The sequence below is a fragment of the Nitrosomonas eutropha genome (genome assembly GCF_003201195.1).
Classification (GTDB): Bacteria; Pseudomonadota; Gammaproteobacteria; order Burkholderiales; family Nitrosomonadaceae; genus Nitrosomonas; species Nitrosomonas eutropha.
The window spans coordinates 21435-33655 of the sequence record NZ_QICQ01000020.1 but is presented as its reverse complement, the minus strand read 5'-3'; the positions used below and the strand labels follow the sequence as shown (position 1 = coordinate 33655).

The window sequence follows — 12221 nt, the reverse complement described above, 5'->3', positions numbered from 1 at the left end:
GGCGATTCAGGGTAAAAACGGCGCAACATCGCCAGGAAAAGCGGCGATTTGTCATGGAAATTGAATCGAATTTAATCGCGCTCATCATTTCGCGACCGGATTTACTGAAAACCTCGGGTTATTCAAGGTGCCCAATCGTGGGTTTCGCATTATCGTCGTTGGTGTTGTTTGTGGTGGAAATTGAAAAATTACTGGTACACAGAAAATGGATTGATGTGGATGCTTAAGATTTTCTACCCGTTTAAATTGCCTGAAACGTTAGGGTGGTGGAATAAATCAAGATTTGAACTCAAGTGCTCATTCGCTCGTTAATTTCTAGATTTTTATAGACTCCGGCACACCTGGCTTAGCCATTTTGTTGAGTGCAGATGCACTCATCCATGCTTTTGTTTTTCGCGGCAGGTATTACCTACCGTGAGCTGCCGTTTTCACGGGGTGCCACTCAGCGATTGCTGCCTCCGTAAATCAAATCGGGATATCACCCCATCGCCGTAATCCGTTGTTATACTTGTATCAGTTTGTCACTTGATAACGAGATTTTTTGATCTTGAGACGACGGACTTCGTTGTACTGATAGGGGATTGTTTTTTATAGGTAAAATTTCTCAGCATCGTGCCTCACAGGCTATATTCTCGACGCTAAGCCCAGTTTATTCAACCATGTCTCGCTTAAAGTGACGGCATGTCAGCCCACCCTAAAGATACATTTTTGCGCTTAATGCGACAAAATCCAGAATTGTCCGTCAATCACAATTCTGACCAATGGAGACTATTATGAAACTATATTATGCACCGGGCAGCTGTTCTTTGGCCCCTCACATCGCGTTGCGTGAAGCAGGTCTTAACTTTGAACTGGAGAAAGTAGATCTCGCCAGCAAGCAGACTGAACACGGTGAAGACTTCACCAAGATCAATCCCAATGGTTATGTACCCACCCTTAAACTCGACAACGGCGAGATTCTGAGCGAAGTCGCTGTACTGTTGCAATACATTGCTGATGAAAAGCCGGATGCTAAATTAGCGCCGAAGTTTGGCGGTATGGAGCGTTATCGGTTGATGGAATGGCTAAATTTCATCGCAACGGAGATCCACAAAACACTGGGTGCACTTTTTCATCCCAACATTACGCCAGAATGGAAGACTGCTCAACTTGCCACCTTCAGCAAGCACTGTAATTTTTTAGCCGATCAGCTTGATGGTAAGCAATATTTGCTGGGTAACCTGTTCACCATTGCGGATGCGTACCTGTTTACGACACTAAGTTGGACCAAGTTTCATCAGGTCGATATGAGCAAGTGGCCAGCACTCACGGATTATATGACCCGCATCGCTGCGCGCCCAGCAGTTATCGAAACCATGCAGAAGGAAGGGTTGATACGCTAGTTGTTCGCGCGCAGGCTAAAAGTTAAATTTTTTCCCGAGTTTTGACCTCATTCCTCTCGACAGAAACCAGCCATAGGGCTACCCATTAGGGTTTGGTCGCAAAGCTATCGGGTTCCTTAATCAGGGTTTTCGAGCATTCACTTGATTCTAAAATGGTTTCTTAATGCTAGATAGTGTAGTCATGAGACAAGAAATATGAGATCCTTTTAAGAAATTAAAGGAGATTTGCATGACACCATCCCATCGCAGGCATGATATTTCAGATAAGGTATGGTCGCTACTTGAGGGGCATTTACCAGGTAGAGAAGGGGCATGGGGAGGGATAGCCACAGATAATCGTCGGTTTATCAATGCTGTTTTATGGATTATGCGAACAGGAGCCCCGTGGCGGGATTTGCCGCCGGACTATGGGGGGTGGAGTAATACCCACCGTCGCTTTATTCGCTGGCGTGACAAGGGTATCTGGGAAAAATTGCTGGAAATCCTGATGGATGATCCGGATTATGAATGGCTGATGATAGATACCAGTCACGGCAAGGTTCACCCACATGCCAGCGGGGCCAGAGGAGATAATCAGGAGATGAATCGGGCGAAAGGGGGCTCAACACCAAGATACATCTGGCCGTGGATGCGCATGGTATGCCGGTCAGAATCCTTGTTACACAAGGTACCACTGCTGATTACACGCAAGTTGGCCGCCTGATCGAAGGGATGGATGCAGATCATCTGCTGGCAGATCGTGGCATGACAGTAATGCCATTATTGAACAGGCAGAAAAACGGGGAGTGGAGGTTGTTATTCCTCCAAAGAAGAACCGGAAGACGCAAAGACATTATGATCAAGCGCTGTATAAACTGAGGTATTTCGCCGAAAATACTTTCCTTCTTTTCAAAAGGTAGCGTTGCTACAGACACACCAAAAATACCTCTTCTTTCCTTGCCGCCGTACAAATTAGATGTCTCGCCCTCTGGGCAGATATCTTGTGACTACATTATATAGCAGTGGTTATGACATAATGTGCAACAATTTTTATTTGAATTTTTAGGTGGTCAATATATGCGTTTGGTATTTAAACTTATTCGAATTATTTTAACCCCTTTTATGCTAATCGCCGAAAAGCTAACCACACCTAAAGGCATAAATCGTGATAGTGAAGCGCAAGCCCAAGTTGATGCAGACTGCAGTCAGTTAGCTTTGTATGAGTTTAAGGCTTGTCCATTTTGTATTAGGGTACGTAAAGAAATGGCCCGGTTAAGCCTGAATGTTGTTAAGTACGACGCCCTGGATAATCCAACCCATCGCCAAGCTCTCAAAGCGGGTGGAGGCCGGATTAAAGTCCCTTGCTTACGTATTAGCCATGATAACGGAGAGGTGCAATGGTTGTATGAATCTAACGATATTATTGCCTACCTGCAGCAACGCTTTGCGGCAGAATAACCTAAGTAGGTAAAAAGATAGTGCTAGCATTTTCTCAAGCTTGTGAAAATAACAAAGCGCCTATTCTGCAGGTGTTGACGCAGGTATTTCAGCATAGCAAGCGGGTGTTAGAAATAGGCAGTGGCACCGGCCAACATGCCGTCCACTTTGCTAAGCACTTACCACACTTAAACTGGCAAAGTAGCGATCAACCGGCTTATTTATCCGACCTTAGCGCCCGGATCCAACAAGCTAACTTGGCAAATTTACCTGCCCCGCTAGCTTTGGATATTACTAGCTCGGTGTTTAGTGCTGAAAAAGTGGATGCGCTGTTTACTGCTAATACCTTGCATATCATGCCGTGGCAGATAGTTGAACAACTGTTTCAACGCTTAAATGAGTTTTGCTTACCTGAAGCACAGCTGTGTATTTACGGCCCTTTTAACTACAATGGCCAATTTACCAGTGCCAGTAATGCTAGTTTTAATCAGCATTTACAACAACGCGATCTGTTAATGGGCATTCGTAATATTGAAGATGTGATTGCCCTTGCCGCTAAGGCTGGCTTCAACTTGCAGCAAGATTACGACATGCCCGCTAATAACCGATTATTGCACTTTAAACGCTAAGCTAAGCTGTAACAGGTAACTGTTGCTGCGCCTGCGAGCCTGTTCACCCTATTCACAGAAATGGGTAGGTAGGCAGTGTTTTCAGTGTGGAATCTTTGGCTAGATATTCCATTGTTTTGAAAAATTCTATTACGTCACCTCAATACCCTGATTCACAATCATGCGGAATGTTAAATTAACGCGGGGGGTATGGATGGTTTTGGTTGGGGGCAATCGGTGAAGCCAATGGGTTTGGGTGGTTCCTTTCATCACTAACAGGCTACCATGTTCCAGCAGGATGTAAACGGTTTCCTTGCTGCGCTTATGCTTAAATGCAAACTTCCGTTCTGCACCCAAGCTTAAGGAGCCGATCGCCCCGTCTCTTTTCAGATCTTTTTCTGCATCGCTGTGCCACGCCATGCCTTCGGAGCCATCATGATAAAGATTCAGCAGGCATGAATTGAATGTCTCCCCACTTACCTGCTCAGTAATCGTTTTTAACTCCAATAAATCCTGCGTCCATGGCAGAGCCTGTTTGGTGATTTTCGAATACGTGTATTGAAAGGGTGAATTCGCGTACCAGGCGACATGACGTTTGGTCAAAATATGTTTGCTCATAATAATCGCTTCATCCGGTTGCCACGCGATATCTTTCAGAAGTATCGCTAAATAACGATCAGATTCTTCCAGCGATAAAATTGGCCCGTAATAATTGACTTCCCCCGCTTGGGGTAACAGATTTTCAGGGGCATCTAAAGTATGCGTGATCCGGTCCATTTCTTATACGCTTCCTTCATACAATTGCCGCAAGGGCGATAACCTGCCTCGATGGCTGCTTGAGCACTGGCAAAAAATACCCGATTTTTGCGCCGCATTCTTTTGCCAGATTGACATCCCAAAGTGCCATAGATTTGCAGTTGACTGTTGCCGCCAAATTGAATGTGCAGGGCTTTTATCCCTCGCCTTACATCCTGATCACTAATTTCACTATGCCGAATCATTTTCTGGGTCTATCCACTTAACAGAGTTAGGGGTAAATTTAGGGAGTGTGACATTTTCCATTAGGTGTTCAAAATATGGGGGTACAAACCCATTTTCGTAAAATGTGATTGATTTTAGTAAATCATCTACCCCAAGTACCATCAGCCAGGATTCGTCACTCTCCCTGCCTGAGTTTATTTGATCTTTAACTTACTGCATCGTGAAAGATAATACCCATCGTATAGCGTTGCCCGCTATGCACTTCACTGACACCATGTTTCATATTCGCGCGGTAATAACCTCTGCTTCCCTTCACAGGGCGAAAGTGAGTCGTCATCATCAACATGTCGCCTTTCCTGGGTTTTAACACGATTGCCTTGGACTGTGCTCGCGATGTTTGCTGCGTTAAGACAAATTCGCCCCCGGTAAAATCTTCATCAGGTTCCGTTAAAAAAAATACGGTTTGAATCGGGAAATAAATATCCCCGTACAAATCCTGATGCAAGGTGTTAAACCCGCCTTTGCCGTATTTCAAAATCAAGGGGGTTGGCTGACATTGATGATGGTCGCGGCACTGCTTATGCAAGTCTGCCAGTTTTTCTGGAAACTGCGTTTCGATATTCAAAGCGTTCATCCATCGATTAGCAACAGGAACGAGTTTGGCATAGAGCTTTTCCCGTAAGGCCTGAATAATATCCGGCAACGGGTAGGCAAAATATTTATACTCCCCCAGGCCAAACCTATAACGCGCCATGGTTACCGTTTTGCGATAGCTGTCAGGGCAGTCGTAAAGCTCAATGAAATGACGGCACTGCACAGCCGACAAAATACCGGGCACGATCGCATAGCCTTTTTCGTGCATGTCATCAGCCACATGTTGCCAATTCGCCGCAGCTATCTTTTTCAGAGTGTCTTGCATGTTCATGCTCCCGTTCTCGCGGCTTCCCAACTAATCATCGCGGATTTTCGGGTGGCCCCCCACATATAACCGCCGATCTGCCCACTGGATTGGATGACTCTGTGGCATGGGATGAGAAATGCGACGGGATTACGGCTGATTGCCGTACCGACAGCTCTGGAGGCTTTAGGGTTGCCGATTGTTTTTGCAATATGGCCGTAGGTGGTTAGATCGCCCATCGGAATTTTGAGCAAGCATTCCCAAACTTTGAGTTGGAACGGCGTGCCGTTTAAATGTAGCTTGATTTCATCCAGCCGTGACCAATCTTTTTGAAAAATAAACAGGGCAGCCTGGTGAGATTGATTAACCCTTTGTGTATAGGAAGCATTGGGAAAGCTCTTGTTAAGATTGCTGAAAGCCAAGACTTCATCCTCTTCAAAAGCGATCCGGCAAACTCCCTTGGAGGTAGATGCGATCATCACTTTCCCAAACGGACTGTCAGCAAAACAGTAATCGATACGCAAGGCTTTGCCACCATTTTTAAATTCACCCGGCGTCATGCATTCTATATTCACAAAGAGATCGTGCAATCGGCTGGCTCCCGATAGCCCTGTCTCATACGCTGCTTCCATCAAGCTGGAATTCCTGTTTTTTAACAAACTTTTAGCGTATTCCAAACTAAGATACTGGACAAATTTCTTGGGACTCACTCCCGCCCATTCAGAAAACAGTCGTTGAAAATAAAACGGACTTAAATGTACTGCCGCCGCAATATCCTCTAAAGCAGGCTGCTGTTTAAAATTTTCTTGAATATATTCGATTGCTTTGACAATACGGTCGTAATGAGTTTGCGCTTGATCGATCATCATTTTTATCCTTCGCGTTATATTCTATCCTTCCTATCCCCATAGAATAAAAGCGAATTTTCATAAACACGACCCGAAACTTGCTGACTATCAAATTTGTAGCGCAGATTAAGCAAGGGCTGATTGTGTTTGCGATGAGCGATAGTCAAATTGAATGTATGGAGGATCAAGTAGCCATCTGCTTTTGATCTCTACTTTGTTTAATCGCGTCACAAATTTAACGCCGAAAACGACATCTGCTAACAATTTTCAGCCGCTTAATCAAAACCATTTTTTCTGAGCTGTTTTCATAAGTTTGAATGTCATTATCAGCGTTGTGGTTCTATTTCCGCCGTTTACATTGACGTTTTGCATGTCCGGAGAGATATTCCGGTCAGTCTGCAAGATGATTAAGGATGGGTATTTTCTGACTCTGCAGGAATTTCTGTGATGAGTATCATCATCCAGATGATAGGTTTCATGATTTGTATGGGGAGCGTCTATAATGTCAGTGGAATTTGCGTGTTTTACACGTATGTTTCGTTTTCCGCTCAAAAACAAAGTAAATCATGTTTGCTGGTGATTTGCCCGCAGAATGATTTTTAAAAGGAGAGAAAAAATGAAATCAAGTTTAGGTTTGTCTGCACTGATCGGTTTAACGTTGTCATTCCCTGCCTTTGGGGGAGGAAACCCGGAGTTTGTTAAGTTTCCGGAAAATTATACTGAGATATTTTCGCAATATGGCACCGCTAACCGTGCTAATCAAACACAGTTAGCAAAATTCTATGCAAATAAGATTGCCGTGGATAGCTACAAAAAAGGTGAGGAGGCTGCTCCCGGTTCAGTTGTGGTCATGGAAATATATATACCCAAGAAAGATGCCGAGGGCAAAATCCAATCGGGTGAGGATGGCTTGTTTGTCATCGACAAACTGGCTGCTGTAGGTGTTATGGAAAAAAGAAGTGACTGGGATGGCACTTTTAAAGCAGAAGATCGCTCCGGTAACTGGGGGTTTGCCTTGTATGAACCAAATGGCAAAGTAAAGGATAACGATCTGAATTGTGCACAATGTCATAACCCGTTACAGAAACAGGACAATCTATTTTCCTTCCAGAAGTTAGTGGATTACGTAAAAAATCACTGAAGCCAGGCTTTACTCAGCGCGTAGGGCATCCACCGGATTAAGACGGGCTGCGCGTATGGCGGGAACAATGCCCGCTGCCAGCCCGATTACCCCTGACAGGAGCAATGCCGCGATGACATAGCGCCACGGGATGCTGATGGGCAAATCGCTGACCAGTATTCCCAGTAGTCCGGCAATCCCTGATCCTGTGATTAATCCGACAATCCCCCCCAGCGTCGAAAGCGCGGTGGATTCCAGCAGGAACAAGATACGGATACGCATGGGGGTTGCACCTAATGCATTCAGCAAGCCGATCTCGGCCATCCGTTCTGTTACAGTGATGTGCATCAGTGTGATCATCCCCACCGCTCCGACCAGCAATGAAATTCCTCCCAATACCGCGACGGCAAAAGTCAGTACATTCAGTACGGTAGAGAGTGTACTGAGCATCTGCTGCTGTGGTGTTATCGTAAAATCTTCACGCCCGTGCCGTTTAAGCATGATACGTTTGATATCTTGCGTGACTTCATCCAGTGGTGTGGCTGGCGGATAGACTACCTGAATTTCCATCACACCTTCCCGGTTGAAAACTTCCAATGCCCGTGCTGTGGGAATGTAAACCGTATCATCCAGATCAAAACCCAGTACCTGGCCCTTGGAGGCCATGACACCAATGATACGAAAACGTGAACCACCGACCTGCAGTACCGAGCCAAGCGGATTGGTACTGCCGTACAGCTCCTTGTGTACTTTTGCACCGAGCACAGCAAAGGCGCGTGGATTACGCGGATCGTCCGCTGGTAGGAATTGCCCGATCGCAGTGTGCATATTAAATGCCCGATCGAAATCCGGCCCCTGGCCATATACAGTAACTCGTCGGCTGTGGCCGTTACCGCGTACTTCCGCGTTCCCGGTGACGGTTGCATTGGTATAGACCGCATGGCGAGAGGATTTCAGCGCGAGCGAATCCTCAATTGTCAACAGGCGCACACTGCTAATTGATCCGGTCGAAGCACCTCGCGTACGAGTCTTGCCGGGTGTGATATTCACAATGTTGGTTCCAAACTGGGTGAATTCGGATAACACAAAACGCTGGATACCTGCACCGATTGATGTTAACAGGATCACGGCGGCAATGCCGATGGCAATACCGGATGCAGACAGAAATGTGCGCGTTCGGTGGGCGGTTAATGCGCGGAGTGCAAATCTCAGGGATTCAACAAGATTCATCGACTTTATCGCTTGCCAAGTGCATCAACCGGATCCAGTTTCGCCGCACGGATTGCCGGTAATAATCCCGCCAGAACGCCAGCCAATACTGCGACTCCTACCCCGGCAAAATTGGCCCAGAGTGGTGGCCAGGCGGGCAACAGCGGATATGCCAGACGTAGTGCCCAGCTGCCTGCCTGTCCCAGTATGAATCCGGCCAGGGCTCCCGCCAGGGATAGCCAGACGGCTTCAGCCAGAAAAATATAGCGAATGACAGCAGCCGGCGTGCCAATTGCCTTGAGTAGCCCAATTTCTGCCGTGCGCTGACTGACCGATACCAGCATAACATTCATCACCAAAATGCCGGCAACAGCAAGGCTGATGACGGCGATACCGGCAACCCCCAGTGTCAATGCACGCAGGATACGTTCAAATGTAGCCAGTACAGCATCATGGGCGATTACGGTGACATCATCTTCCCCGTCATGACGTCGAATGAGCGTTTGACGAATTGCTTCCCTGGCATTATCGATTTCGCCATGATGGCGGATTTCAATCAGCAACCGGAACAGCGAATTAGTGTTGAGTAATGTCTGGGCATGCTGGATAGGAATAATGACCAGTTCATCCGAGTTGTATCCCATGGATTCGCCTTGTTCCGCCATCACGCCGGTGACCAGAAAACGCCGATCACTCAGGCGAACGCGCTGCCCCAGTACATTTCCATCCGGGAAAAATTCCTGTGCAATCTTGGCACCCAATACAATCTGGGCACTGCTTTCATCCGCGCTTGAAAGAAATTTTCCCTGTGAAAGCTTCATGTGACGGATTGGGAAAATATCCGCGGTGGTGCCCATCAGCGTGACTTCCCGCAGCTTGCCTGCAGCAGAAAGTTCAGCCACACCGACATTCAGGGGAGCGTAACGCCTGACTTGTGGCAGCCTTCCTACCCAATGAGCATCATCCAGCGTCAGATCTCTTGACGTCTGGCCCATGACTGCGCCTGGAAAACTCCCTGCTGTTTCGGAACGACCAGGCAGGACAATAATCAGGTTGGTGCCGATCGAAGAAAATTCATTGACGACATACTGGCGCGCCCCATCGCCCAATGCAGTCAGAATGATCACTGCAGCCACACCCAATGCCATGGCCAGTATGATCAAAAACGAGCGAGCAGGGTAGCTGGTAATAGTTTTAAGGGAAAAACGCAGGAGATCCTGTAGTCTCATTGTTCGTCGGTTTCGATCCGACCATCGTGCATGGCAACCCGGCGCCGGGCGCGTAATGCCAGTTCGCGATCATGCGTTACGACGATAAGCGTGGTACCTGTTTGATTCAATGCTTCCAGCAACGTTGCTACTTCTGAGCCGATACGATGATCAAGATTGCCGGTGGGTTCATCCGCCAGCAATGCAGTAGGACGCAAGATCGTTGCGCGGGCAATGGCCACCCGCTGGCGCTGCCCGCCAGATAGTTCAGCCGGTCGGTGGTGTGCACGATCACTCAAGTTGAATGCCTGCAAGGTTTCTGCGATGCGCTCCTTACGCTCTATTGAAGGCATGCCAGTCAGTATCAGAGGAATTTCAATGTTTTCTGCAGCCGTCAAACGCGGGATCAGATGGAAAGATTGGAAAACAAAACCAATTTTTTCCCGGCGAACTTGTGCTTGCTCGGTTTCCGACAGTGCGGTGACGTCTCTGCCATCCAGTAGATAATGCCCGCTGTCCGGCCGGTCGAGTAAACCGATAACATTCAGCAGGGTTGATTTGCCCGATCCGGAAGGCCCCATGATGGAAACATATTCACCAGAGTCGATTGTCAGATCAATATGGTCAAGTGCATGGATAGCTTGATCCCCCATATGAAAAATCCGGGTGATACCCTGGAGCTGTATCATGGCTGAGGAGGTTTGGGGGTCACTTGTGTGCCCGTTTTGATTTCTCCATTATCGCCGGACAGCAGTACCTGATCCCCTTCAGACAACCCTTCAAGCACTTCGGTATAGGCCCAGTTTGCCAGGCCTGTTTTCAGCGTTTGCTCCTCAAGCCTGCTATCTTGATCCAGCACCCAAACCTTGTTGCCCTGACGGATCACCTGGGTGGGAACGCGTAGCACATTTTCACGATGATCAATAATTGCTTCGATATCTGCGCTATAACCCACCAGCAAAACAGCCTGATCAGGATTGGCAAATTCGGCTTCCACATCCACCGTGCGCGCCTGTTTCTCGACTTCAGTCACATAAGGGGCAATACGACGTACTTTCCCCTCAAAAATCTGGCCAGGGAGGGCATCCAGCGTGATGCGTGCAACTTGTCCCACCCGGATTTTGGGTGCATCGACTTCATCCATCGGCGCACTGACATACAGGCAGGAGTCATCAATCAGATCAACTGCTGGCGGGGTGGGAATTCCCGGCGGGGAAGGGGTGACATATTCGCCCAGTTCTCCTGTGATCTGAGCAATGACTCCAGCAAAAGGAGCAATAAGCTGTGTTCGATCCAGGTTGGCCTGGCTGACTGCAATCTGTGCACGCGCTCGCCTGACTTCTGCACCCGTGGCGGCACAGGCTGCCCGGTTGGCTTTGGCAGTAGCGCTTGCATCATCGGCACGCTGTACGCTAACAAATCCTTTCTCAACCAGTTGTTGGGTGCGGATATATTCACGTTGTGCGTTGTCAGCCAGGATGCAGGATTCCTGTCGCCGGCTTTCTGCTGTAGCCAATTGCTGCTTTGCCAGATCATGTTGTGCTTGCAGATCGGTATTCCATAATTCAAGTAGCACCTGATCTTTCTTGATCCGATCTCCTTCTCTGATTTCCATACGGATGATCTGGCCACCTGCTTGTGGAGATAATTTGGCTCGTCGGCATGCCTTGATCGTGCCAGCGCGCGTATTGACCACCGTGGCTTCAACGGCACCGCGACTAACGGTCGCCAGTTCCACTTCCAGAGGCTGGCTTCTGGTTAAATGCCAAGTGATGTACCCTGCTGCGGTAATCAGTAGCGCAATGCCTGCTATGCGAAGCAGTAAACGTGTTCCAGGCATGAAGATGAAAGGTTAGGGGTTATTGTTGGAGTGACGCTTACGCTTGGCTCGTTTATGCCATGTATGGATAACGTAGTAACGCCAGAACATGCGTACCGCGAAATAGCCGGTGACAGATAGCAGGGAGGCTAGTAAAAATAGCCCGACAATCAGTGGTTTCCCGAGGGTTGCCAGATAGTCCGTCAGTACGGGAGCCCATTCAGAAAGATGTTTGTCCAGCAAATGCAATTCCAGTGGAGGCAGGTCATCCATGCTACTTATCTTGCTGCCGGTCGCCCAGCTACCCAAAAAATACGCTGCTATATAAAGCGGTACGATAGTAAAAGGATTGGAGTAAAGCGTCGTAAATACAGCGATGGGCAGATTGACCTTGAAAATCACGGAAAACAGAGTGGCAAAAAAGAACTGCACCGGATTGCTGCCCGGAACCAGACCGGCGAACAGACCGGCAGCTACTCCTCCGGCAACAGAACGGCGGTGTAAATGCCAAAGGTTATGATGATACAGCAGCGTGCCAAAAAATTTCACAAAGCGGCTCTGCTGGATACTTTCGTGAGAAGGCAGATATTTTTTAAAAATTTTACGCAGCATGATTCTTGCCCGAAAAAATTAATTACTTAGTAATTAATAGTAAGGCGATGAGGGAGGTTTTATCACCATTAATCCCTGCATGAGGTAGTAAAATCGTCTAAAGTTGTACGAGCTAAGTTC

14 protein-coding genes and 1 pseudogene are annotated in these 12221 nt (G+C 47.7%); 6 read left to right on the top strand and 9 right to left on the bottom strand.

Features of this window, described 5'->3' with window-relative positions; all coding sequences use genetic code 11:
- The first annotated feature begins 53 nt into the window (after nt 1-53).
- The 5 genes and pseudogenes from C8R14_RS13755 (at nt 54) to C8R14_RS08315 (ending at nt 3427) form a co-directional block, all read left to right on the top strand.
- A complete protein-coding gene (locus C8R14_RS13755) occupies nt 54-227 on the top strand; it encodes a hypothetical protein (RefSeq protein ID WP_176752612.1) in 174 nt (57 codons plus the stop codon).
- 546 nt (nt 228-773) lie between these two features.
- Nucleotides 774-1382 carry a glutathione transferase GstA gene (gene gstA / locus C8R14_RS08330; RefSeq protein WP_011634410.1) on the top strand — a complete coding sequence of 203 codons (609 nt, stop codon included), beginning with the start codon at nt 774-776 and terminating at the stop codon, nt 1380-1382.
- Nucleotides 1383-1611: 229 nt separating this feature from the next.
- A pseudogene (locus tag C8R14_RS08325) lies at nt 1612-2368 on the top strand (IS5 family transposase).
- A 31-nt stretch (nt 2369-2399) separates the two neighbouring features.
- Nucleotides 2400-2819, top strand: coding sequence for a glutathione S-transferase N-terminal domain-containing protein (locus C8R14_RS08320; RefSeq protein WP_242500151.1), 420 nt, complete (start codon nt 2400-2402; stop codon nt 2817-2819).
- Nucleotides 2820-2839: 20 nt separating this feature from the next.
- A complete protein-coding gene (locus C8R14_RS08315; protein WP_011634407.1) occupies nt 2840-3427 on the top strand; it encodes a DUF938 domain-containing protein in 588 nt (195 codons plus the stop codon).
- Between the two features lie 129 nt (nt 3428-3556).
- On the opposite strand, the gene C8R14_RS08310 is transcribed toward C8R14_RS08315, so the two are convergent.
- The 4 genes from C8R14_RS08310 to C8R14_RS08295 form a co-directional block, all read right to left on the bottom strand.
- A complete protein-coding gene (locus C8R14_RS08310) occupies nt 3557-4183 on the bottom strand; it encodes an alpha-ketoglutarate-dependent dioxygenase AlkB family protein (protein ID WP_011634406.1) in 627 nt (208 codons plus the stop codon).
- Nucleotides 4159-4407 carry an Ada metal-binding domain-containing protein gene (locus tag C8R14_RS14395; protein WP_041353490.1) on the bottom strand — a complete coding sequence of 83 codons (249 nt, stop codon included), beginning with the start codon at nt 4405-4407 and terminating at the stop codon, nt 4159-4161. Before C8R14_RS14395 ends, C8R14_RS08310 begins: the two co-directional genes overlap by 25 nt.
- A gap of 185 nt (nt 4408-4592) precedes the next feature.
- Entirely contained in the window at nt 4593-5306 is a 714-nt protein-coding gene (locus C8R14_RS08300) for a 2OG-Fe(II) oxygenase (RefSeq protein ID WP_011634405.1), read from the bottom strand.
- Between the two features lie 2 nt (nt 5307-5308).
- Nucleotides 5309-6154 (bottom strand): bifunctional helix-turn-helix domain-containing protein/methylated-DNA--[protein]-cysteine S-methyltransferase, encoded by an 846-nt coding sequence (locus tag C8R14_RS08295; protein ID WP_011634404.1) that lies wholly within the window; start codon nt 6152-6154, stop codon nt 5309-5311.
- 595 nt (nt 6155-6749) lie between these two features.
- Between C8R14_RS08295 and C8R14_RS08290 the strand changes: the two genes are divergently transcribed.
- The gene (locus tag C8R14_RS08290; protein ID WP_041353488.1) at nt 6750-7274 is read left to right on the top strand and encodes a cytochrome P460 family protein; all 525 of its coding nucleotides are present in this window, start codon (nt 6750-6752) and stop codon (nt 7272-7274) included.
- Between the two features lie 9 nt (nt 7275-7283).
- Here the strand turns inward: C8R14_RS08290 and C8R14_RS08285 are convergent, their stop codons facing one another.
- The 5 genes from C8R14_RS08285 to C8R14_RS08265 are packed head-to-tail and all read right to left on the bottom strand — an operon-like array spanning nt 7284 to nt 12101.
- Nucleotides 7284-8483: an ABC transporter permease gene (locus C8R14_RS08285; RefSeq protein WP_011634402.1), complete on the bottom strand. Its 1200-nt coding sequence runs from the start codon at nt 8481-8483 to the stop codon at nt 7284-7286.
- A gap of 5 nt (nt 8484-8488) precedes the next feature.
- The gene (locus C8R14_RS08280) at nt 8489-9691 is read right to left on the bottom strand and encodes an ABC transporter permease (protein ID WP_011634401.1); all 1203 of its coding nucleotides are present in this window, start codon (nt 9689-9691) and stop codon (nt 8489-8491) included.
- The gene (locus C8R14_RS08275) at nt 9688-10359 is read right to left on the bottom strand and encodes an ABC transporter ATP-binding protein (protein WP_011634400.1); all 672 of its coding nucleotides are present in this window, start codon (nt 10357-10359) and stop codon (nt 9688-9690) included. Before C8R14_RS08275 ends, C8R14_RS08280 begins: the two co-directional genes overlap by 4 nt.
- Nucleotides 10356-11510 carry an efflux RND transporter periplasmic adaptor subunit gene (locus tag C8R14_RS08270; protein WP_011634399.1) on the bottom strand — a complete coding sequence of 385 codons (1155 nt, stop codon included), beginning with the start codon at nt 11508-11510 and terminating at the stop codon, nt 10356-10358. The genes C8R14_RS08275 and C8R14_RS08270 overlap by 4 nt, the downstream gene beginning before the upstream one ends.
- Nucleotides 11511-11522: 12 nt before the next feature.
- A complete protein-coding gene (locus C8R14_RS08265; protein WP_011634398.1) occupies nt 11523-12101 on the bottom strand; it encodes a DUF2062 domain-containing protein in 579 nt (192 codons plus the stop codon).
- Between the last annotated feature and the right edge of the window lie 120 nt (nt 12102-12221).

What these genes read in the sequence shown, in the direction of transcription:
- C8R14_RS08280 (WP_011634401.1), bottom strand. Translation starts at nt 9,691, where the DNA reads ATGAGACTACAGGATCTCCTGCGTTTTTCCCTTAAAACTATTACCAGC.
- C8R14_RS08295 (WP_011634404.1), bottom strand. Translation starts at nt 6,154, where the DNA reads ATGATGATCGATCAAGCGCAAACTCATTACGACCGTATTGTCAAAGCA.
- C8R14_RS14395 (WP_041353490.1), bottom strand. Translation starts at nt 4,407, where the DNA reads ATGATTCGGCATAGTGAAATTAGTGATCAGGATGTAAGGCGAGGGATA.
- C8R14_RS08285 (WP_011634402.1), bottom strand. Translation starts at nt 8,483, where the DNA reads ATGAATCTTGTTGAATCCCTGAGATTTGCACTCCGCGCATTAACCGCC.
- C8R14_RS08310 (WP_011634406.1), bottom strand. Translation starts at nt 4,183, where the DNA reads ATGGACCGGATCACGCATACTTTAGATGCCCCTGAAAATCTGTTACCC.
- C8R14_RS08290 (WP_041353488.1), top strand. Translation starts at nt 6,750, where the DNA reads ATGAAATCAAGTTTAGGTTTGTCTGCACTGATCGGTTTAACGTTGTCA.
- C8R14_RS08300 (WP_011634405.1), bottom strand. Translation starts at nt 5,306, where the DNA reads ATGCAAGACACTCTGAAAAAGATAGCTGCGGCGAATTGGCAACATGTG.
- gstA (WP_011634410.1), top strand. Translation starts at nt 774, where the DNA reads ATGAAACTATATTATGCACCGGGCAGCTGTTCTTTGGCCCCTCACATC.
- C8R14_RS08265 (WP_011634398.1), bottom strand. Translation starts at nt 12,101, where the DNA reads ATGCTGCGTAAAATTTTTAAAAAATATCTGCCTTCTCACGAAAGTATC.
- C8R14_RS08270 (WP_011634399.1), bottom strand. Translation starts at nt 11,510, where the DNA reads ATGCCTGGAACACGTTTACTGCTTCGCATAGCAGGCATTGCGCTACTG.
- C8R14_RS08275 (WP_011634400.1), bottom strand. Translation starts at nt 10,359, where the DNA reads ATGATACAGCTCCAGGGTATCACCCGGATTTTTCATATGGGGGATCAA.
- C8R14_RS13755 (WP_176752612.1), top strand. Translation starts at nt 54, where the DNA reads ATGGAAATTGAATCGAATTTAATCGCGCTCATCATTTCGCGACCGGAT.